This is a genomic window from Nitrospira sp. KM1 (assembly GCF_011405515.1).
In the GTDB taxonomy this organism is placed as follows: domain Bacteria; phylum Nitrospirota; class Nitrospiria; order Nitrospirales; family Nitrospiraceae; genus Nitrospira_C.
The window spans coordinates 331,481-353,999 of record NZ_AP022671.1; the positions used below are offsets into that span (position 1 = coordinate 331,481).

The window sequence follows — 22,519 nt, forward strand, 5'->3', positions numbered from 1 at the left end:
CATGACCGAGTCTATTGAAGGCCCTGGCACGAGCCCATCCCCAGAGCCTCGCCTATCCAAATCGAAGTACTTGAGCGGTTTGCAGTGTCACAAACGCCTCTATCTGGAAGTGCATCATCCTCAATATGCCTCGCCTCACGATATTTCGACGCAGGCTATGCTGGACATGGGCACCGAGATTGGTGAACTTGCCCGACGGTGTTTCCCGGGAGGCATCCTGGTCAAAGCGGGGTTTCGCCAACGGGAGGAAGCGCTGGCTGAGACGGCGGCGCTGATACAGAATCCCTCCGTTCCCACCATCTTTGAAGGCGCGTTTGAATACGGCGGAGTACTGGTCAGAGTCGATATTCTTCAAAGAATTTCGTCAGGGGGGCCGTTCACTCCTCCAACATGGCGTGTGATAGAGGTCAAATCATCGACCAAGGTCAAGGAAACCCACCTCAACGATCTCGCGATCCAGAATTATGTCGTCGCTCAGACGGGAATTTCACTGGCAGCCGGTTGCCTCATGCATATCGACACGCGATATCGTTTTGAAGGCGGCGACGTGGATATCTCACGGCTATTTACGATCGTCGATGTCACTGAGGCGCTTGCGGGTAGGTTGGACGGCATCAGTGAACATCTGAGAACAATGAAAGCCATGTTGCGAGAGAGGCGGGAACCAGAGATCAATCCAGGGCATCATTGCCAAAGTCCATATGAGTGCCCCTTTTGGGATTACTGTACGAAAGACAAGTCCCCACGCTGGATCTACAACCTTCCCGGTTCCCGGCAGACCGTAACGCGTTTAGCAGAACAGGGGGTTGTCCTGATTGATGACATTCCCACAATGGCCCCGTTGTCGCCGTCTCAACGCCGAGTGAAGGACAACGTCGAATATATCTCTCCCGGATTGGAGGCTGCGCTTCGATCCATCCGACATCCCGTGCACCACGTCGATTTCGAAACCGTCATGCTGGCGGTTCCTCGATATCCTTCGACCAAGCCCTATCAGTCGATCCCCGTACAATGGTCGAATCATATTGTGTCGGAATCCGGAGAGACGATGCATCACGAATACCTTCATGCTGAATCGACGGAACCGCGCGAACGCTGGGCCGAGGCGCTCATTGAATCCCTGGGCTCGGAAGGAAGCGTGTGCGTGTATTCTGCGTACGAGGAGGCTATGTTGAGACAACTCGGAGAGGCCTTTCCTCGGTTCCGTTCGGCGATCAACAGTATTATTCGGCGCCTCTGGGATCTCCATCCGGTCATACGGGATCATTATTATCATCCCGGATTTGCCGGATCGTATTCCATTAAATCCGTGTTGCCGGCGGTCGTGCCGTCTCTCGGATATGACGACTTGGAAATCAGAGAAGGAGGGCAGGCGGCATGCGAGTATTATCGTATGGTATTCGTCGAAACTGATTGGGTTGAACGACTGCGAATCCGTGAGGCATTGTTGCAGTATTGCGCGCGCGACACATTTGCAATGGTCGAATTGAGGCGAGCGCTCTTGGAAAAAGCACGCCAGGTTTCTGAAATGTGATGCGGACCCGACCGGAGAATTTCCGATCGGTTACCGCATGGATCGAGTGCGGCAGCAGGATCATCGCAGTGAGGTGATGTGTGCGTAGAGGTTTTTGTATCTGCATCGCGTGCATGGCGAGCGTCGGGATCTTTTCTTTTCCGGCTGTGGAGGGGGCAGTGCCTGAATCCAAACTACACGTTGCAGCGGCACAAGATGAGGTGCCTGCAATTCGAGACCTCCTATCGAAAGGAGCGGCCATCGATGCAAAGGATGACGGCGGACGGACTCCTCTATTGGTCGCCACTCATGCGAATAAGATCCACGCGGCAAGGGCGTTGATCGAGGCGGGTGCCGACGTCAATGCCAAGGACCGGATCAACGACAGCCCGTACCTCTACGCGGGAGCACATGGGTATCTCGACATTCTCAAGATGACCTTGGTGCATGGCGCCGACCTGAGAAGTACCAACCGGTATGGCGGAACGGCTCTCATCCCCGCCGCCGAACGCGGGCATGTTGAAACCGTTCGTGTGCTTATCGAAGCAGGGGTTCACGTCGATCACATCAACAACCTCGGTTGGACGGCATTGCTTGAAGCCATCATCCTCGGAAACGGCACGGACCGGCACCGGCACATTGTAGACCTGCTGGTCAAGGCCAACGCAGACGTCAATTTGGGCGATCGCGAAGGGGTCACACCGCTCCAGCATGCGCGCGCCCGCGGCTATAAAGAGATCGAAAAGATTCTCATGATGGCGGGAGCACGATAACAGGACATCAGTCTGCGATGGAATCGTCTTTTGAGTGGAAAATGAACGGGGCCCTTTCCCTTACGATTTTGGTCTTCCGCATAAGGCGAGGACATACAAACAGTTCTGATCTGAGAACAAAACAATTTGAGAAATGGCGGGCCGAGAACAATGAAACGGAGAACCACGTCTACGCCATAGCCCTCTGTGCCTCTCCGAAATAAATCTATAAAGCGAACGGCAGCACATTGGTGGTTAGCGGACCTCTGGTTATTCGTCACAGTGATCACAAAGCGGCGCGTAGTTTGTGCCCGACCTCTTCTTACGCATAACGGCGACTCAAGGTATTCTGAAGAACCAGGGATGGAGATTTTATAGCATGGCGACGCTCGTCTTCGGAATGAATCAGTCACTGGACGGCTATGTCGACCACAAGGAATTTGAGCCGGATCCCGCGCTCTTTCGTCACTGGATAGAGCACGTGCGCGGCGTGACGGGCAGTGTGTACGGCCGCCGCATGTACGAGGTCATGCGCTATTGGGACGAAGACCATTCTGAGTGGACCCCGGAGCTCCGCGAATTCGCCACGGCATGGCGGAGCCAGCCGAAGTGGGTCGTGTCGAGCACGTTGGAGTCGGTTGGCCCCAACGCCACGCTTGTCGAGGGTGACCTGGAGACGGTGATAGGTGACCTGAAGGCTCGGCTCGCTGGGGAGATCGCCGTTTCCGGACCAGACCTGGCGCGAAGCCTGACCGACCTCGGTCTTATCGATGAGTATCGACTCTACTTCCATCCCGTCGTGCTTGGTCACGGCAAGCCATTCTTCGCCGGCCACCGGCCGCCGCTCCGCCTTGTGGCCAGTGATGTGATCGGCGAGGACGTGATCAGGTTGACATACGTTCCTGCCTAATCATGCAACTTGCCCGACGGATCGCACCGACGCGGCAGGTCCGCCTTTGCGGTCGAAAGCACCCAGTATTGCGCTGCGCCAGTCCATCGCGCTGGGCCAAGATAGATCGAGCTACAGCGTAGAATCGGCGGTTCGCTACGCCGCTTGTTGGCGATGCGGTGATCGGCGGCGATATCGCACCATGGAGGACAATCGGCGGCTTATGGCGGAGAGGGTGGGATTCGAACCCACGGTCGAGTTACCCCGACAGCAGTTTTCGAGACTGCCCGATTCGGCCGCTCTCGCACCTCTCCGTGATCTGATCGCACGGCTGGATTTAGGGGAAGCGTTGGTCACACAGCGGTAAACCAAACCGGCCGAAGCTTACCTGGCAACGACAGATATTTCAATCGATATTCTCTTGATCCGGTCCATGGTCCTTCACGCTTCGCCCGCCTGTTGGGAAGAGCGTGCATGAACGAGTGGAAGAAAAGTGAATCTCCTTTGGCTCTGCAATGAGCTGTACTATCTTTAATGATTATCAGGACTTCTCTATCGCCCACCCTCCGATGACCGATAGGTGTGGCGCGCTTTCCTGGGTGGCGTTCAACCGACATTTCCGCTCGCGCGCGGGGCGGCAGAAGGGCTACGACCGTCGACATGCCTCACTTGCCAGGATCTTTCGAAAGGCTCGGAGATCTCTTTCTCTGGCGATGTCGGCAGCATCCGCACGGTCTGGCCTACGTTGTCCTGCGCGACAACCTTGAGCCCTCCAATCAACTGACCTTTCAAGACCTCGAAAAGACAACGTGTACGCTGAGCGGTGCCCTCGCAAACCGTTATCAAGCAGGCACGCGTATCCTCCTGGTCTTTTCATCAGGACTCGAAGTCGTCTCCGCTTTCTGGGCTTGCCTGCTGGCTGGTCTCGTGCCGGTCCCAGCACCGGCCCTTGACCCGCTCCGGTTGAAAACCGGGCTGCCGCGACTTCGTTCGATTATGGAAGACTCTGCTGCCCAAGTCATTCTGACGGACGAGTTAAACCGAACCATCGAGCGAGAGCAGATCAACGACGAATCCGTCGAGTGGGTCACGGTCCGTCAGCTGCTGGAGGCCGGACGGTGGACGGCCCAGTGTTCAGCACCTTTCTCGTCACTCGCGTACTTGCAATACACTTCCGGCTCAACGTCATCGCCCCGGGGGGTCATGATCAGTCATGAGAATGTTCTCAGCCAGTGTCAGAGCATCATTGCGGTAGCCGGAATCGATTCCGAAAGCCGCTCTCTCTGTTGGCTGCCGTATTTCCACGATTATGGTCTGATCCACGGCATCATCGCCCCATTTTATGCCGGCATTCCCGCGTTGCTGATGTCATCGCTGACCTTTCTTCGTCGTCCGCTTCGATGGCTGGACGCGATCGATCGCCACCACATTACCCACAGCGGAGCGCCAAACTTTGCTTATGAACATTGCGTGAAAGCCTTGCAGAAACAGCCTGGGTGGAAGGCAGATCTCCGACGATGGGTCGTGGCAAGCTGCGGGGCGGAGCCCATCCAAGCCGAAACCGTCGAGCGATTCACCACAGCCTTTGCTCCTTCATATTTTAGTCCTTTTGCGTTCAGACCATCGTACGGTTTGGCAGAGACGACCTTGATGGTTTCCACGACCGCGCTTCACCAAAGACCGGTCATGCTGTCCGTCTCGGGAGAAGCGCTCGAGGCGAACGACGTGCATGTCTTGCCCGGTCAAGACATGAAGACGCGCACGCTCGTAGGCTGTGGCCGCCCAATCCCAGGCATGGAAGTCCGTATTGTGAATCCTGTCACCCGGCGGTTGAGCCAGCCAAGCGAAGTTGGAGAAATCTGGGTTTCGGGAACGAGCGTTGGCCAGGGTTATTGGGAACGTCCAGAGCTCTCGAGCGAAACGTTTCGAGCCTCTCTCGACGGTCAGGATCGGACGCGGTATCTCCGTACGGGCGATTTGGGCTTTTTGCACGAAGGCCAGATTTTTGTCACGGGCCGTCTAAAGGATCTCATCATTCTCAATGGCAGAAACCTTTATCCCAACGATCTCGAAGCCGCGGTTGGCAGATGCGATCCGAGATTCCGCTCTGGTGGTTGCGCAGCCTTTTCGGTCGAAGCCGACGGCACGGAACGCCTGATCATCGTGCTGGAGATAGACAAGAAAGATGGGATTGCGATCGATGCTGTATCGACCACCGTGCGATTGGCTGTGGCAGAACAATTTGACGTCCCGGTCTGGGAGGTCCTCCTCGTTAGAACGGCAACGATCCCAAGAACGTCCAGCGGGAAGATCCAGCGTCACGCCTGCCGGAAGGCTTACCTTGAACGGGCGTTACCCGTTCTGGCGTCCAGTTCCGCGTCAGCCGCCACGCTGGCACATGTGAATCCCTCTGGACACCGCGTTGAAGATGACCCCCTATCTCAACTCCAAGAGAGGGTCGAACCTATCGAAGTTCGTATTGCACAACTCTTCGCCGATCAGCTGGGGACCGTTGAACCACAGATAGACAAACAGATTCCCATCGTAAACTTCGGGCTGGATTCACTGAATACGAGTCTGATCAAGCACAAGCTTGAGGATGAGTTTGGGATTGATCTCTCATTTTCCGAATTGTTCGGCCCCGGAACGATCCATGACCTGGCCCGGGCCATTGCTCTGCGAACGGATCAGGCGGGATCCAACAAGACCGCTGCGCGGATACCAGATACAGGGACAGGCGACGTTGAGCAGGGTGAGTCGGCTGAAACGCACACATCATTTCCTCTTTCGACGAGCCAGGAGCGCTTGTGGTTCCTAGAACAAATTCACCCCGGGGGGGCATTCAACCATGTGTCATTGACTTGGGAGATGGAAGGATCGTTGGATACCGAGGCCTTCACCGTAGCCGTTGAAACGCTCCTCGCACGCCACGATGCTCTTCGCCTGGCCTTTTCTCCCTCCGGAGACCGCGTGTCTCAATCGGTCAGTGCTCAGGTCTGTAGTCCGGTACGCTACTGTTCGCTCGTGGAGATGGATCCTACGGAGGCGGCGAATGAATACCGTCGCCTCAGTAGACAAGAGGCCACTGTTCCGTTCGACCTTGCGAAGCCTCCCTTGCTGAGAATCCTCATTGTCCACCGGAGCGAGCGCACGCATACATGCATTCTCACCATTCACCGATTGATTGCCGACGGATGGACCCTCCGTTTGTTTTGCCGCGAGCTCGCCGCGTTGTATTCCCCTCGCGGCATCGCAAAACAGGCTGTGACCTGCCAGGCGGGTGCTGCCTCGTACATCAGGTATATCCGTTGGCAGCAAGATCGCATGCATGACGCCAGGCGGCGTATTCACCGCTCCTACTGGCAAGAGGCGCTGAACCGGCTTCCACCTCCCGTCGAGCTTCCGGCCGAGCGCATGCGCCCCCGGGTTCCTCTTTCCCAAGGAGGAGCAAGATCCAAACGACTCCCTCAAGAACTCACGACGACCTTGCGTATGTTCTGCCGGCGCCATGGCATTACGCCCTTCATGATGTGCTATTCCATCTTTGCCGGCTGGGTACATCGGGTTACTGGTATGGCAGACATCGCCATAGGATCGGTCATGGCGAATCGGCCACACCCTCAATGGGAGGACACGTTCGGATATTTTGCCAATACGGTCATCCTGAGAATGGACTTCTCAGGAGTCGAAACGGTCCAAGCCCTGCTCAGTCAATCACGCCGAATGATTATGGAGGCCTACGATCATCAAGAGGTGCCATTTGAGCAGGTCGTCGCAACGTTGAACCAGCGCAGCCAGTCATCGCCTCGCCTCTTCAATCTGATGATCGTCTGGGAAGATGATCCCGTGGCGGAGTTGACGCTCAAGGGCATCACATCCGGACGCGTATCGACGGATGATGTCGCAGTGGAATTTGATCTCATTCTGCTCGTCGTCAACGGTCCACAAAACATTGAGCTTGTGTTCTTGTACGACAAAGCCTTGTTCGACGGCGGGATGGTCGAGCGGATGCTCGGTCAATTGATCGCTTTGCTCGAGGGGGTCATTGCAGATCCTGAGCGGCAACTGTCTGCCATACCTCTGATGGACACGAGTGAGCGGACCCTTCTGTTAACACAATGGGGAACGGGACAATCCCTGCAGTCCCTCACCCAACACATCACCCATATTCTGGACAGAGAGGTCGAACACATTCCGAACCATATGGCGGTGATTTGCGGCGACTTCTCGATGTCCTACGGGGATCTATTCAAGAAAGTGAATCAACTTGCGGGACTGATCTGTACGTTCACCAAAGGCCGACAGGTAAGAATCGGCCTCTGTGTCGAACGCTCGACACTCGGCCTCGTGGGCATACTGGGAATTCTCAAGGCTGGCTGTGCCTATGTGCCCATCGATCCCTCTGCTCCAAAGGAGCGGCAACGTCTTGTCGTTGAAGATGCCGACTTGTCATTGCTGGTGTCTCAACGACATCTGACTTCTCATCTTCCGCTGGAACGTCACCATGTCATCGAATTGGAGTCAGTGGCCGGGCTGACACACGACATCGGACGCGCTCCCTTACCGATGGCAGAGCCTGACGACCTTGCCTATCTTATTTATACGTCCGGCTCGACGGGTCGTCCGAAAGGGGTAGAAATCACTCACGGCGCTCTATCGCACTCACTGTCGGCACGGCTGGCACAGTATCCTGATCCGGTTACATGTTGCCTGCTGACATTTCCCTGGTCCTTCGATGGATCGATTACAAGTATCTTTTGGACTCTTTTGCATGGCGGCACGCTCGTCATTCCAACTGAAGATCAACATAGAGACCCGCAGCAACTCGTCCGTCTGATCTCAGAATTTGAGATTACTCACTTGATCCTCATTCCGTCCTTGTACGAAGCCATGCTGCGCGATACGCCGGCCGAACGCTTGGCCCCGCTCCGTACCGTAGTCACCGCGGGAGAAGTCCTGTCACCCAACCTGGTGCGGCGCCATTACGAGAGAGTTCCTCAGGCACCGCTCTACAACGAATATGGTCCGACAGAGGCAACCGTGTGGACCACCGTCTACCGAACGAATGGCACGGAACAAGGTGCCAGAATTCCGATCGGAAAGCCTATCGCCAACAGCAGTATTTATGTGCTCGATGGCCGCATGCAACCGGTCCCGATCGGCATGGCGGGAGAGATCTACGTCGGTGGAGGCGGCCTCGCCAGGGGATACCATGGGCAGCCGAAACTGACCGCCGACGCATTCGTCGCTCATCCATACGAGTCTGGTTCGCGCCTGTATCGAACCGGAGATCTTGGTCGTTTTCGCGACGACGGGAACCTCGAATTCCTCGGCAGAAGAGACCAGCAAATCAAACTCCGTGGATTCCGAATCGAGCTGGGCGAAATAGAGTCTCTCCTGCGACAACTGCCCGACGTCATGGAGGCCGCATGCCTGCTTCACGATCATCCTGTCAGTGGTCCGTTTCTGATTGCGTTTGTCACCACGAATGATCCTGCGGCTGCATCTGAGTCGTCTCTTTTGGAACGGCTCGGTGAGAAGGCGCCAACTTACATGATGCCTGCGACCGTGCATGTGATGGATTCACTCCCTCTGCTTCCGAATGGCAAGGTTGACCGCATGGCATTGAAAGAGCGTGCAGCAAGCCTGGAACCACAGACAATGGCCTCCGCTCTCCCGCGAGATCCCGTCGAACTCGGCCTGACGGACATTTGGTCGGAAGTTCTTGGGAAAGAGGGAATCGACGTCAACAGAAATTTCTTTACACTGGGTGGCCATTCGCTGCTGGCGACACAGGTTATCTCCCGAATCCGCGATACGTTTCAGGTTGAACTTCCGTTGCAAACATTGTTCGACGCTCCGACTGTGGCTGGCATGGCTCATCAGATCCGGGCTCTGCAACGCGGGAAAACCTCATCACCCGTGTTTCCTCCCATCGTTCCCGTTGCTCGTACTGCCTCGCTGCCGCTTTCGTATTCTCAGCAGCGCATGTGGTTCGTCCAACGCCTGGCTCCAGAATCAACCGCGTACAATCTGCTCTTTGTTTCGCGCCAACGGGGAACATTGAACAACCTCGTCCTCCGGCAGGTCGTCGATATCCTCTCCAGACGGCATGAAGCATTTCGAACGACGTTCGCCATGACCGCAGCCGGATTAGTCCAACGGATCGCCCCATGGCAGTCGCCCCATCTCGCGGAAATCGACCTGCGCCGGTTGCCTCGTGACCAACGAGAGGCGGAAGCCAGACGACTGGCGGAAGAGGAAGGAAGGCGTACCTTCGATCTCGAGCGGGGACCTCTTGCCAGGGTTTCGGTGATCAGACTCGATCTCGAGGACTATCTGTTGGTACTCAACCTCCATCACATCGTGGGAGACCAGTGGTCGTTTGGCATTCTCGGCCGGGACTTCGCTGCCTATTACAACGCACTCTGCCAAGCCCACCCGCTTCCGGAGCTGTCCCTCCCGGTTCAATACGCGGACTACGCTGTCTGGCAACGTCACTGTCTCACCGAGGAGATACTTGCGGAACAAGTAAACTATTGGGCTACGGAGCTGAACCAGCTCCCGATTCTCTATGTCCCGACGGATTTCCCTCGGCCCGCGGTGCAAACATTCCGTGGCGCCTACTGTGCGGTCGATATCCCACAATCGGTCATCGAGAATCTGACCGTATTCAGTGCCGAACGAAATATGACTTCCTTCATGGTTATGCTGGCCTGCTTCCAGCTGTTAATGAGCCGATATTCCGGGCAAACTGATCTGGCGGTCGGATTTCCCATAGCCAACCGCACACAGCTGGCGATGGAGCAGCTGATTGGAACATTTGTCAACACGCTTGTGTTACGGGTGAATGTGGACGGAGATTCATCGTTTTCGGCATTTGCCGAGCATGTCAAGGCCCGTGCCCTTGGGGCGTTCGCCCATCAAGATTATCCGTTTGACAGATTAGTCGAAACCCTCCAGGTCGACCGAGATCCGAGCACTCCACCATTGGTTCAGGTGCTCTTCAACATGGTCAACGCACCCATCGGAGACATCCACCTGTATGGTCTGAAATGGGAACCGTTTGAAGTTGAACCAGGCTCCTCGCAGTTCGATTTGGCGATGACGATCGAACTCCATGCGGCAAAGAAAGCATACCTGACGTTCAACACCGATCTGTTTACGCGCCAAACAGCGGAACGTCTTCTCGACCACTACATCGCCTTGCTGCAACAGGCGTTGAGCAATCCTTCCACCTGCGTTGACGATCTGCCGATCTTGAACACACAAGAGCGAAGGCAAATGCTTGAGCTCTGGAATGACACCGTAGCCGACAATCCCCGGTCGCTGTGCTTTTCAGCCCTCTTTGAATCCGTCACCAGGTTCTGTCCTGACGCCGTTGCGGTCAGCATGCAAGGAGAGTCGCTCACGTATCGTGAACTCAATCACCAGGCCAATACGATAGCCAGGTTATTGCAGCTCCATGGGGTCGCGGCTGAAACACCGGTCGGCCTGTGTATGGACCGGTCACTCGACATGGTTGCGGCGCTGCTGGCGGTCATGAAGTCCGGAGGATGTTACGTCCCGCTTGACCCAGACTACCCTGCGGTCCGAATTCGTTTTATGACGGAGGACTCGGGGGCGGCTGTCGTATTGACCACGGCGTCGCTGACCGAACTGTTCACTGGACTACCGTGCATCGTTCTCGCTCTCGATGCGGAACGCGACGCCTGCTCCACGGAGGATGGCTCCGATTTGCCGTCTGTCGCGATGCCGGATGATCTGGCCTACATCCTCTACACGTCAGGTTCGACTGGACGACCCAAGGGCGTTGAGATCCGTCATCGATCGCTCGTGAATTTCCTGTGGTCCATGAAACAGAAGCCGGGTTGTACGGACCATGATGTCGTCCTGGCTGTCACGACATTGTCTTTCGACATTGCAGGTCTCGAGTTGTTTCTGCCTCTTCTGTGCGGAGCCCGAGTGGAGATCGTGAGTCGCATGGTCGCATCCGACGGCAGACAATTACGAGAGTGTCTGGACCGGTCCTGCGCCACAATCATGCAGGCGACCCCGGCCACCTGGCGACTGCTTCTGGAGTCCGGATGGACCGGCAATAAGAAGTTGACTGCGCTGTGCGGAGGGGAGGCGCTTCCAGCCGATCTGGCCCATGAATTATTGAGCCGGACGAAAACGCTCTGGAATATGTATGGTCCGACCGAGACCACGATTTGGTCGACCATTGAGCGTATGGATCCGGCTATCCCTGAAGTGACGGTGGGACGCCCCATCGCCAACACGGAGATCTATGTCTTGGACCGGAGAATGGAGCCTGTTCCTCCCGGAGTCACCGGAGAAATCTACATCGGCGGAGAAGGGCTGGCGCGCGGCTATCACCGAAGACCCGAGCTGACCGCCGAACGGTTCGTGGCACATCCGTTCACAAAACGTCCGGGCGCCCGGTTGTTTCGCACGGGAGACTTGGGCCGCTACCGGTCTGATGGGAGGCTCGTGCATCTTGGGCGTGCCGACCATCAGGTCAAGATCAGGGGGTACCGAATCGAAACCGGGGAAATCGAATCGGTCCTCCATCGTCATCCAAAGATACAGCAGGCCGTGGTAACGGCACGAGACGACAAGCAGGGAATGAAGCACCTGGTCGCATATCTGATAGCACAGGATCATCAATGTCCGGCCATTGAAGAAATGCGAGGCTACTTGAAGTCCCTGCTTCCCGATTACATGATCCCATCTTACTTTGTCTTTCTCGACCGGTTCCCTCTCACGGCCAACAACAAACTCGATAGACGTGCTCTTCCAGCCCCTGTGAACACGGCAGCTGCGTTAGAATCCCCGTACGTCGCCCCTCGCACCGCTATGGAGATCCAACTGACTGCGCTCTGGCAGCATGTCTTGGGAATTCAACGGATCGGCATACATGACAATTTCTTCGACCTGGGCGGCCATTCGCTTAAGGCAGCGCAATTGTTCTTTCAATTAGAAGCCGTCTACGGTCGTCAGCTACCGCTCGCAACGCTGTTCCAGGCTCCTACCATCCGTGAACTGGCCGTTGTGCTCACGCAGGCTCAGTGGTCTCCACCGTGGCAGTCACTCATCGCCATTCAACCAGGAGGCTCGCTGCCTCCGCTGTTCATGGTGCCTGGCGTAGGAGGAAACGTTCTTGTATTTGCTCAGCTGGCCAAATTTTTGGGTATCGACCAGCCCATGTACGGGTTGCAGGCCAGAGGATTGGACGGGAAGGAAGAGCCTTTCACATCGGTTCCCGACATGGCCGCTCATTATGTCTCGCAGATACGAAGGATTCAGGGTCAAGGCCCTTACCACATTGCCGGCGCTTGCACGGGAGGACTCATCGCCTACGAAATGGCACAACAGTTACTCGCCAGTGGGGAAACCGCCCGGGTGATCATGATGGACACCTGGCATCCTGACTCGTATAGGCGACATCGCCATCAGCGCTATGGCAAGCTGGTCGTGGCGCCGTTGATCGTGGGAAAGATCGCGCTGGATCTGCAACAGATCGCCCATCAACCGGTCGCGGAATGGTGGCCGTTGATCAGACGAAAAAGCAGCGCGTTATATCACCTCTTCTCCGTCGCTGATGAACGGGACGGCGGAGACAGGGATTTTCAGATTCAACGCCTGACACAGGCGACGCTGATCGCGGTGGCACACTATCGCGTGTGCCGCCTCGGCGGCCAAGTCCTGAACGTCGTGGCCTCTCGACGGCAAGTCGATGAAGTTATTACTGATACTCGCCACGGCTGGGCGCATTCGGGAAACCAGGACAGTTATACCGTCTCAATTCCCGCTGAAGATTCCGGCCGGCTTTTTGTTTCACCTCACGTGGAGCCTCTCGCGGGCGAAATTAGAAACTATCTCCATTCGCACAAACCGTCCTCCGCGACACACCAGATTCAGTCGAGTAGCCGTCTCGCATGAAGATTCACATCCCGGCCTTTCTCGCGTTCCTCTTCAGCCGTTCCAGAACGATGATGACGGCGATGATCGGCGTGGGTCTGATTTCGGGCCTTTGCAGTGCCGGTGTCCTCGCATTGATCAATCGGTCCCTTCAGGGAGGCCGCGACCCGGAGGGGTGGTTGGTGCTGGGGTTCGTAGCCATTGTGGCCGGCAAACTGACGTCCCAGGTGGCTTCCCACATCATGTTGACCCGTTTCGCACAGGACACGACGCTCGAACTGTCGTTGACATTGTGCGACAAACTCCTCAAAGCTCCGTATCAACAGACGGAATCGCTGGGACCTGCCCGCATCTTCGTAATGTTGAGCGATGATGTCAGCATGCTGGCCTGGTCTATCCAGTGCCTGCCGCAGCTCGCTATGAACAGCGCGATTGTGGCAGGTTGTGGAATCTACCTCGCCTGGCTGTCCTGGCAGACGTTTCTTCTGGTCGTTGCGGCGACGATATCGGGAGCCGCCGGATACCACTGGCTTCATACGAGGGCCTTCAGCGCAATTTTTGCGTCCCGGGAGGCGCGCACGCAGCTGTTCAAACATTTTCGTTCTCTGACCGATGGATTAAAAGAACTCCTGATGCATCAGGGCCGCCGGGGAGAGTTTGTTCATCACGAAATCCGCGAGGCAGCGGAACGATACCGCCGTACCAGCATGCAGGGGGCACAACAATACGCCCTGGCAGAGGCCTGGTCCCATCTGGCGTTTTACGCCATGATCGGAACGATTCTCTTCATGTTTCCACATTTCCTGGCCCTGTCTCCCGAGTCCCTTATCGGATATGTGGTCGTGCTGTTGTATATGATGGCACCGATTTGGGGCATCATCGGATCGCTGCCAACTATTGAAAAAGGGCAGGCGGCTTTCGATAATATCAAACGGCTCGGTCTCATGATGGACCAGCAGTCGACGGAGTCGGACGTTCTTCCCTTACAACAGACACCCAAACGAACATCCGTGGCATTCCGTGACGTGGTCTTTACCTACCCTCAGGATGAGAAAAGAACTCAGGCATTCTCGCTGGGTCCGATTAATCTGGAATTGCATGCCGGGGAAGTGGTATTCGTCATCGGAGGCAACGGTAGCGGTAAATCCACCTTCGTCAAGGTGTTGGCCGGCCTGTATGTTCCCACGCGCGGAACCATTTCATTGGCCGGCACACCTGTCGGAACGGCCAATCGGACATGGTACCGCGAGCACTTCTCGATCGTCTTTTCAGATTATTATCTTTTTGAAAAGCTGCTGGGTCTCGAAGAGGCGGCGATCAGCACGGCGGCCCGGTCCTATCTGACACGATTGGAGATCGATCATGTCGTCTCGGTTCAGGATCGTGCGTTTTCGACGGTCAATGTGTCACAAGGTCAGCGCAAGCGTCTGGCATTGGCCACCGCCTATCTTGAAAACCGACCCGTGTACGTTTTTGACGAATGGGCAGCCGACCAGGATCCACAATATAAAGAAGTGTTCTACAAACAGGTGCTCCCCGATCTTCGTACTCGCGGTAAGATCGTCGTGGTTATCACCCACGACGACCGATACTTCCATCTCGGGGACCGGGTAATCAAATTGGAAGATGGAACCGTCACGGAACAGCACCGGCCTCCGGCTTCTCTGCTGCATGCAGGAGGCGACGGCCGATGACCGGTCCATCCGCGACGGCACGTAAACGCATTGACTTCCCGTTCGTGTCTTGTGATCGGGCTATTGGGAACTCCGCTCCGATCATCCCAATTGAGAACGATCAGATTCATCTCTGGGGATATAGGCTGGATGGAACCGCAACCAGCATCGAACGATGTCACGGTTGGCTTGATCCGTCCGAGCAAGCACGAGCCGCCAGGTTCATTCGTCTCCTTGATCGAACCAGATTTATTCAAGCGCACGGCCTGTTAAGGACCGTGCTCGCGTCTTACGTGGCTTGTCGACCGGAAACGATCCGTTTCGGATACGGTCGGCACGGAAAACCGTTTCTCCTCGAGCGAGAAACAGCCGATTCGTCTATCAAGTTCAATATGGCGCATTCCAACGGCCGCATGCTTGTCGGTGTGACAAAGGAACATGAGATCGGCATCGATCTCGAACAGGCCCGCGACGGCGTTGAAATATTGAAACTGGCCGAGCGCTTCTATGCAAAGTCCGAGCATGCGGCGCTCGCACGGATGCCGGCATCGGATCAGCCCATTCGGTTCTTTAAATATTGGGTCGCCAAAGAAGCGGTACTGAAAGGGCAAGGGGTCGGACTTCAGTCATTGCAGGAGTGCGAGCTGATCCCTTCATCCGATGACTGCCATGCGCTCGTGCGCACGACCTCCGGATCCACCCTTCAGCCAGACTGGACAGTTCGATGGTTACCGTGCGGAAACGAGTGGGCAGGGGCTCTTGCACGGCAAGGGTCGCATTGGAAACTGACGATCATTGATATAAACAGCTAGTCCCGACCCAAGCAATCATCAGCGCTCTCTCGATCGCAGTTCCTGGAAGAACTGCTGAAGAAGCGACTGGCACTCACCCTCAAGCACGCCACCCACGACTCTGACCCTGTGGTTCAATCGCAAATCGTTCGCAAAATTGAGCACGGAGCCGCACGCGCCTGCCTTGGGATCCGGCGCACCGAATACCAGCCTGGGAATTCTCGCCAGAATGACCGCTCCCAAACACATCGGACAGGGTTCTACGGTCACGTACATCGTCGTACCGGTCAATCTCCAGGTGTTCAACTCTCTTGCAGCCGTACGAATCGCAATGACTTCGGCATGCGCTGTCGGATCCTGCCGGGTTTCACGAAAATTATGCGACCGAGCGACAACAGTGCCCTCCCTGATAATGACCGCTGCGATCGGCACTTCTCCGAGTGCGGTTGCCAGCGCGGCTTCCTTGAGCGCCTCGCGCATGAAGCCCGTATCATGTGAGGAAGGCTCTTCGATCATATCGTTGCTCCAGTCTGCGCTCGTGAAACGTCCCGCACGGCAGACGGACATTTTGGGGTGTGACGGTTGCAGAGAAAACCACTCAGATCAAGACTATGGGTTCTAGTGCTGACTGACAAGATAGAGTGCACCGCTTGGTTGCGGTCGTCCTCCGGGAGGTTCAAGGCTGATGGCAAACCTCTTCGCGCGTTCGAAGTCCGGCATTTTTTTCATGAGAAGATGCGCCGTGTCTCCCGAATTGATGTGAAAGATCCCGACGCTCTTGGGCGATTGGTCTATCGCCCATACCTGATAAACCATCCCGTTTTCACACTCCGGAAGATTCACGGCATACAGCCACATCTTCTGCGAAGGCTTGTCGAATAGAACAATGCCCGAAGCGGTTTTGGCCTTGTCAGATCCGGCCATGGAAACAACCCGGACATCCGGCTGACGCAGCAATGCGGCAAACTCGTCTCGCGGCAGGCTTCCTCGGCCGCCGGCAGAGGGGCCTCTCGCCAGAAGAGTATGCGCCTGCTCGAGATCCGCCTCCCGCTGCACCGCTTGTTGTTTCAATTCCGCAATGTCGTTGGATTGTTTCTCAGCCTCAACCTGCAGAACCGTCAGCGCCTGCTCCTTCTCTGAAACCTCGCGCTGCAGTCGAGCGACCTTTGCACTCTGCTCCTGGAGAGACGCCTCGAGCTGGTAGAGTTTCGCCTCGTCGTCGGCAACTTTGGTGGTATAGATCCATCCTGCATAGCCTGCCACGAATAGAACCGCGGCGGACGCAAGCCCGATCGCCCAAGGCAGGGAAAGCGATCGGGCTGGAGCCACAGGAGGAAATAAATGATTCATCCATTCGCCGGGCTCGAGACTGGATTTGGTCTGCGGTTTTTGCGTCTCTTCCGGCACGGCGGCAGCGGGATTTCTGGCCGCCATGATCCTCGCCTTGAGCGCTCGGGGAGGCTGCGTCGGGGTCAAACCGAACGGCAGCAACCCGGCCAACGATTGATATTCCTTCAACGCCCCGTGACACGTAGGACAGCCGGAAAGCAAGTGTGCTTCCAAAGCCTGCCGCTCCGACCGATCCAGAGCACCGGTGGCATAGAGTGGGACGGATTCTTCCAGTTCTTCGTGAGTCATAAGAGATCGCCCTGATCCCAACAATGTCGCAGCGCGTCGCGCAGCTTGGACATCCCCAATTTGATCCTCGTCTTCACTGTTCCAAGCGGTTGATTCAGCCGCGCCGCAATCTCATGGTGCGAGAGCCCTTCATAATAGGCCAGTTCGATTGCCTGTTGCTGAGCGGCAGGCAGTCCCGTCATGGCGTTCCCAACCGCCAGTCGTACGTCCTGATCAGCCTGAGTCTCAAAAGGGCTGGGGCCCATATCGCGAGCGCGTGATGTCATCGCATCGTCCAGCGTCGCGGTCTGCTCCGGACGGGCCGCTCGTGAGCGGAGGCGGTCGATCGCCCTGCTGCGGGTGAGCGTGATGAGCCACGCCACCGGCGTCCCGCGGCCCACATCATAACGCGACACTTTACGCCATACCTCCAGATAAACATCTTGGAGGAGTTCCTCGGCTTCGTCTCGGTTTCTAAGTATCCGATACGCCAGGGTGTAGAGCAGTGTGCTGGAGTGATCATACAGTTGACTGAACGCCTGCTGATCTCCCTTCCCAACGCGCACAAGCAATGCCGGATCGATCTGCGTTGTGGCGCGCCGGGTAGGGATGTCCATAGGCTGCATCAGGAAAGCAGGAAACGAATCGCCGCACGTTTCGCCACAACTATAACATCTACGGACGGATACGACAAAAGGATCTTCGATTAAGTGGTGAAGAATATTGATGAAACGTGCAGGCAGACAATCGCTGTGAGGTCAAAAGTACCTGGCAAGGTAGTCCGCCGCGTCTTGAGCCCCGGAGCAGGTTGGAGGAGAAGCTGGAGATGACGTCTCCATGGAAACGGACAAGGCCATCTCCCAGCGACCGGCAAGAAAGTCCTCAAGCAACAGTTCATTCGAGCGTCCATATCGTCGCATGAAATCCACGAGGGGCTGCTCATCTGCAAAATTATGCCGGCGTACATAGACAATTGGAATATCCAAAGCCACCGCTTCCACCACGGTTCCATAGCCTGGCTTGGTCATCACGACATCCACCGAGGCAAGGAGTGTCTTAAAGGAAAATGGCATCGATGACAGCTGACGAATGCCGGAATACGCATGAGGAAGAACTCCATCGACGATAAAGCGGTATCCCTTCATGTTGTGCATGGCATTCCATGGAAGGGTAGTCAGCGGAATTCCGCCGAACCCCACTAGAACCAGCCGCTCCTCCGCCGCAAGACCCAAATATTCGCGGACTTCCTCGCGTTGTGAGCGAGACGGTTCTGCGATCGGACGAATGTCCGCTACCGTCTTGTACGGACTCAGGGGCAAACCGGGCGCGATTCGAAGCGCAGAATCAGCGCGGCCGTAATGATTCTCGATTGTGGCAACCAGCGCCTGCTCCGATGCTGCATGAGGCATTATATACGGCTTCAGAATTTCGGCCCACGTGAAATTGGCAACGCCGATCGTAGGAATTCCGGTTTCTCGACCGGCCGCGCAAGCCAGATAGGGAGTGTCCGCGATGATCACACTCGGACGAGCGGCTTTGAGGTCTCTCACCTCGCATGTGAGACGCTCGTCCCATTGGGTATGAAAATGACGGTGCGCCTCCCATGTTGCCGGCACATCAATCTTCAACGGGCCTTGTTGCACACATCCGATATCCTGTTGAACGGAGTGCAATGTCCAGGGAATAGTCAGCCGATCATGGAAAAAAGAGGTCGGAACGCCCGTTCGGAGGATGACGTGCAATCCGGGAACGCTCCGGCCCAATGCATTCAACACAGGAACGACCTGTGCGGCATGTCCAAAGCCGTGTGCAGAGATGGCGGCCCAAATGAGCGGCAAGGGTGGGTTCTCTTGTCTATCAACTGCTGGAAGCGTCCGATTCCATAGGTGCGATGTTGTACATCAGCTCGAGGTCGAATTCTTCGACCAGTTCGTTGAAGGCCCCTGCCCCCATATCAGACCGTACTTCATTCATCACCAGGTCGATTGCGGGAGCAGCGTGTTGCCCGTACTGACTCACCGCATGCTCAATCCGTTTCCTCGCATCGTCCAGATTCATGATGTCCTCCGCGCCAATTCATCCGAGTGTCCTGATCAAATGCTGCATCTCGGGAACGAGATCTTTTCCCCCGTTGGAGCGCCCGGAGAGCGCCGCGTCGATTCCGGCCTGAATAACAGGCTTGGCTTCCGCTTGTCTCCCAAGTCCGATGAGCGCCCGGCCGAGAGCAAGATGCGAGGCGACGTGGGTCGGATCCAATTGAGTAGCGACCGTGAGATGTTCGACGGCCTCCTCGACATTGCCCCCTTCCTGCAATATCTTATTGCCCAAGCCGTATCGTCCGAGAAATCCCTTTGGATTTTTCTCGACCATCTGACGAAATGCAGCAATATCCATCCTGTCACCTTTCTCAAAAAAGATGACTATAGCATTGTGAAACGGCCATCGGCCAGACGGGATGCGGAGAATGTTCGGCGGACTTATGGTTTGGTGACGGTTGAGACGGGCACTTTGGATGAAGTTCCTGGTGCAGTCCGGCGGGCCTTGACTGTCACGCTCCGTATGGCCGGATCCGGCAGAGGACTGCTGCTGGCGACATAGAAGCCTGTGTCACGGACCATTTGACTCATCAGTTGACCGAGACAAGCCTCGGTGACCTGACCCTTGAGTTCATCGATCATGATAGGCGATGCGGCGAACAAACTGTAGTGCGCGGTACCGGCGGAATTGGCTTCATACCGCTTCACCTGTCCGTCCCAACGCTCGAGTTCGAGCGTGACGTGAGCGGCAAAATCATATTCGAGACCGATGGCCGGCGAAAGAAGAAACATCGACGCTCCGATCAGAAATCCTTTCCATGCCGATTCCCCCGAGTGCGGGTCGATGCTTTCGTCGAATGAAATACGGGCATTGATGATCTTCTCTCCTGATGAAGGGAGGTTTCCCCCGAGCGGGACAAGGGTCGAGAAAAGGCGTGTTTCCTGAATGGTATTCAGGACGCGTCGTTCTACCTCGGCGGGAGGGTTCTGAGGCGCCCCGTTTTGAGCCACCCGTAACCCTTCAATGACGAGAGGCACGCGTTCAGCAGTCGGAATCGCGAGTGACGGCGACTCAGACTGCGGCGACATCGGAGGATTCACGTCGATCCATCGCAGACAACCGGACAGTGCGGCTCCAACCATGATTGCCATGACGGCATGGCGGACTGAACGATGTGGCATGCTCATAATTTCCTCAAAAGAAAAATGAGAATCCTCCGAATGGAAGGCTCGCGTTCAAGCCAAGATTCGGGTATTTGGTTCCCGCATTGGAGATATGGTGGAAGCGGTACCCCACGTTGATCGCCGCCTGTTTCGTAATGAAATAGGAAAATCCGAACCCGGCGGTCAGAACGAAATTGAACTGCGTGGATTCCTCTGGGATCTTACCTCCGAGGTCCGTCCAGAATGGCCCTCCGGCGAATTCCATGTATGGACGGAAGCGATCGAGTGCCACGAACATATATTTGATTTTTGGCGTAAAGCCGATGCCGTGAGTCAGGATCGGCTCCTGGAACTGGATGTACACCATTTCCGCCCCAATGGAGACTTGTCCGCGATACCAGCTATTACCGACGGGATCGGTGATGGTGATCATCCAGGAAGGCATAACGGCCGGTCCCTGCTGCTTGGTCGTATGATCTTCGGTCAGTCGGTGTGGAAGGAGGTACCCGGCGCTCAATCCCACCTCCTGGGTGCCGATGGTAATGTGCGGTCTGTCCTCGTCAGAGGCGTGAGCGACGGTCTCTGCCATGAGCAATCCCGCAATCAAGACGAACAGCGCTCGAAAGATCAAAGGCATTCCGACATCCGTGTCAGTGTCCCGGCAGCGCGTTCTCGGTACTATCGACGCAGCAGGAGAGTGTTATCGCCAACGTACCAGACAGGCCCGCACAGTCCAGAAAATCTCAATCTTTGGTTTGTCCGGAATGCAAGAAATGCTGGACGTGGTACGATGATCTTAACTCTGCTAGGAGGCTGCGGAAAAACCCTGTGGGTACGCCGGAATTGCACTGGCCGAGACGTCTGGAATAACAGGCGTACGCCATGCAGGATACTCAAAAAGGCCAGATTTCTCACCCACCCAACCCCGGCGCGCCAAGACGCGCCATTCCACGAACAAGGCCGCAGCGAGGTCCGCGGCGCGAAGAATAATGAGCGCCACGTTTACGGACGGGCGCGAGTCGGTGAGCGCCCAGTGTCTTGAGGCGAAGCGTAGCCTTTCTCACCCACCCGCCCACCGACTGTGGGAACAGTCGTTTTCCCGGTCTCACCCGCCTGCCCACCGACTGAGGGAACAGTCGTTTTCCCGGTCTCACCCGCCTACCCACTGACTGGGGGAACAGTCGTTTTCCCGGGCCGTACGTTGAGCCTCTGAGGTTCACGCCGTGCCGAATAAGGCACGGCACGCCTGTGAACGCCGCCGAGATGGTGAGGCGGCAGTGTCCCGTGAGAACGCCGCTTGGTGAAGACGCGTCTCGGCGCGTCCGGGCGGGTGGGTGATATGAGCGACTTTTTCAGCATCCTGCTAGGAGGGATCGGAAGGAGGCGTGGTGCGTGTGATGGAGGCGAGCCGTTGATTGTCGGTGTGAAATTCAGGAAGGTGGTAGCGTGAGTCGATGGCCACGACGCGTTCCAAACAGCGCCGGACCGAGACCGGATCCTGCAGCGCGTCATACACTCCGGCAAGATGGCGGAGGACTGCGGCTTGCGCAGGCTCATTTCCCAATTTGATGTAATGTTCCCACGCATTGTTGAGGCTGCGTTCGGCATCCGTGAGGTTGCGTTGGTCGAGCAGACATTTACCGAGTTGACTGTATGTGGCAGCCAGCCCCTCTTCATTACCGACCGTGCGATGGCACGCCAGGGCCTTCTTGAACGACTCGATCGCCTGCGTCCATTGGTGATCGCGCGCCTCCTGCAGTGCAAGGTTGTTATAGAGAATGCCAAGCGCCCGGTCGTCCTGCAACCGGGTCAAGAGATCCAGCGCTTCGAGGTAATAGGGTCGGGCCTTTTCCGGATGGTCGCCCCCAAAGAAGAGATTACCCAGATTGACGAGCGTGTGAGCGATCGCGTGCGTATTCTGCTCTGAACGTTGGAGGGAGAGAACTTCTCGGTAACACCGTTCCGCCTCAGAGTAATCATTCAATAGCGCGCAGGCGTTTCCGAGATTCCCGAGCGAATTGGAGAGTTCGCGCCGATTAGCAGAGAGTCGATCGTCGGCAACGGCCGCCTCCCAGGCGGCACGGGCTTGGACGAGGTCGCCCCTGTGAAGAAAGATTCTTGCGCGATGCTTATGATCATCAGACATGGAGGATGTCCGGA

At 56.4% G+C, this 22,519-nt stretch carries 15 protein-coding genes and 1 tRNA gene; 6 read left to right on the top strand and 10 right to left on the bottom strand.

Annotated features, from left to right (window positions below):
* Position 1: 1 nt before the first annotated feature.
* The 3 genes from W02_RS01540 to W02_RS01550 all read left to right on the top strand — a co-directional run bounded on the left by W02_RS01540 (position 2) and on the right by W02_RS01550 (position 3,175).
* Positions 2-1,534 (top strand): DUF2779 domain-containing protein, encoded by a 1,533-nt coding sequence (locus W02_RS01540; protein ID WP_173044129.1) that lies wholly within the window; start codon positions 2-4, stop codon positions 1,532-1,534.
* A gap of 113 nt (positions 1,535-1,647) precedes the next feature.
* Positions 1,648-2,286 (top strand): ankyrin repeat domain-containing protein, encoded by a 639-nt coding sequence (locus tag W02_RS01545; RefSeq protein WP_173044131.1) that lies wholly within the window; start codon positions 1,648-1,650, stop codon positions 2,284-2,286.
* 358 nt (positions 2,287-2,644) lie between these two features.
* Complete coding sequence (locus tag W02_RS01550) at positions 2,645-3,175, top strand: dihydrofolate reductase family protein (protein ID WP_173044134.1); 531 nt, start codon at positions 2,645-2,647, stop codon at positions 3,173-3,175.
* 203 nt (positions 3,176-3,378) lie between these two features.
* Here the strand turns inward: W02_RS01550 and W02_RS01555 are convergent.
* A tRNA-Ser gene (locus W02_RS01555) sits at positions 3,379-3,468 on the bottom strand.
* Positions 3,469-3,814: 346 nt separating this feature from the next.
* Here W02_RS01555 and W02_RS01560 point away from each other — a divergent pair.
* The 3 genes from W02_RS01560 to W02_RS01570 are packed head-to-tail and all read left to right on the top strand — an operon-like array spanning position 3,815 to position 15,563.
* Entirely contained in the window at positions 3,815-13,099 is a 9,285-nt protein-coding gene (locus W02_RS01560; protein ID WP_173044136.1) for a non-ribosomal peptide synthetase, read from the top strand.
* Positions 13,096-14,772 (top strand): cyclic peptide export ABC transporter, encoded by a 1,677-nt coding sequence (locus W02_RS01565; RefSeq protein WP_173044138.1) that lies wholly within the window; start codon positions 13,096-13,098, stop codon positions 14,770-14,772. The genes W02_RS01560 and W02_RS01565 overlap by 4 nt, the downstream gene beginning before the upstream one ends.
* Complete coding sequence (locus W02_RS01570) at positions 14,769-15,563, top strand: 4'-phosphopantetheinyl transferase superfamily protein (RefSeq protein ID WP_173044140.1); 795 nt, start codon at positions 14,769-14,771, stop codon at positions 15,561-15,563. Before W02_RS01565 ends, W02_RS01570 begins: the two co-directional genes overlap by 4 nt.
* Positions 15,564-15,581: 18 nt before the next feature.
* On the opposite strand, the gene tadA is transcribed toward W02_RS01570, so the two are convergent.
* The 9 genes from tadA to W02_RS01615 all read right to left on the bottom strand — a co-directional run bounded on the left by tadA (position 15,582) and on the right by W02_RS01615 (position 22,505).
* On the bottom strand, positions 15,582-16,058 hold the full coding sequence (gene tadA / locus W02_RS01575; protein WP_173044142.1) for a tRNA adenosine(34) deaminase TadA: 477 nt from the start codon (positions 16,056-16,058) through the stop codon (positions 15,582-15,584).
* Between the two features lie 102 nt (positions 16,059-16,160).
* Positions 16,161-17,180 (bottom strand): anti-sigma factor domain-containing protein, encoded by a 1,020-nt coding sequence (locus W02_RS01580; protein WP_173044144.1) that lies wholly within the window; start codon positions 17,178-17,180, stop codon positions 16,161-16,163.
* Positions 17,177-17,776, bottom strand: a complete 600-nt coding sequence (locus W02_RS01585; protein WP_173044146.1) for a sigma-70 family RNA polymerase sigma factor — start codon at positions 17,774-17,776, stop codon at positions 17,177-17,179. Before W02_RS01585 ends, W02_RS01580 begins: the two co-directional genes overlap by 4 nt.
* A gap of 141 nt (positions 17,777-17,917) precedes the next feature.
* Positions 17,918-18,997 carry a hypothetical protein gene (locus tag W02_RS01590; protein WP_173044148.1) on the bottom strand — a complete coding sequence of 360 codons (1,080 nt, stop codon included), beginning with the start codon at positions 18,995-18,997 and terminating at the stop codon, positions 17,918-17,920.
* Positions 18,998-19,016: 19 nt separating this feature from the next.
* Complete coding sequence (locus W02_RS01595; protein ID WP_173044150.1) at positions 19,017-19,217, bottom strand: hypothetical protein; 201 nt, start codon at positions 19,215-19,217, stop codon at positions 19,017-19,019.
* An 18-nt stretch (positions 19,218-19,235) separates the two neighbouring features.
* Complete coding sequence (locus W02_RS01600) at positions 19,236-19,553, bottom strand: tetratricopeptide repeat protein (protein WP_173044152.1); 318 nt, start codon at positions 19,551-19,553, stop codon at positions 19,236-19,238.
* An 83-nt stretch (positions 19,554-19,636) separates the two neighbouring features.
* The gene (locus W02_RS01605) at positions 19,637-20,377 is read right to left on the bottom strand and encodes a hypothetical protein (protein WP_173044154.1); all 741 of its coding nucleotides are present in this window, start codon (positions 20,375-20,377) and stop codon (positions 19,637-19,639) included.
* Positions 20,378-20,390: 13 nt separating this feature from the next.
* Complete coding sequence (locus W02_RS01610; protein WP_173044156.1) at positions 20,391-20,996, bottom strand: acyloxyacyl hydrolase; 606 nt, start codon at positions 20,994-20,996, stop codon at positions 20,391-20,393.
* Positions 20,997-21,722: 726 nt separating this feature from the next.
* Positions 21,723-22,505, bottom strand: a complete 783-nt coding sequence (locus tag W02_RS01615) for a tetratricopeptide repeat protein (RefSeq protein ID WP_173044158.1) — start codon at positions 22,503-22,505, stop codon at positions 21,723-21,725.
* Positions 22,506-22,519 lie beyond the last annotated feature (14 nt).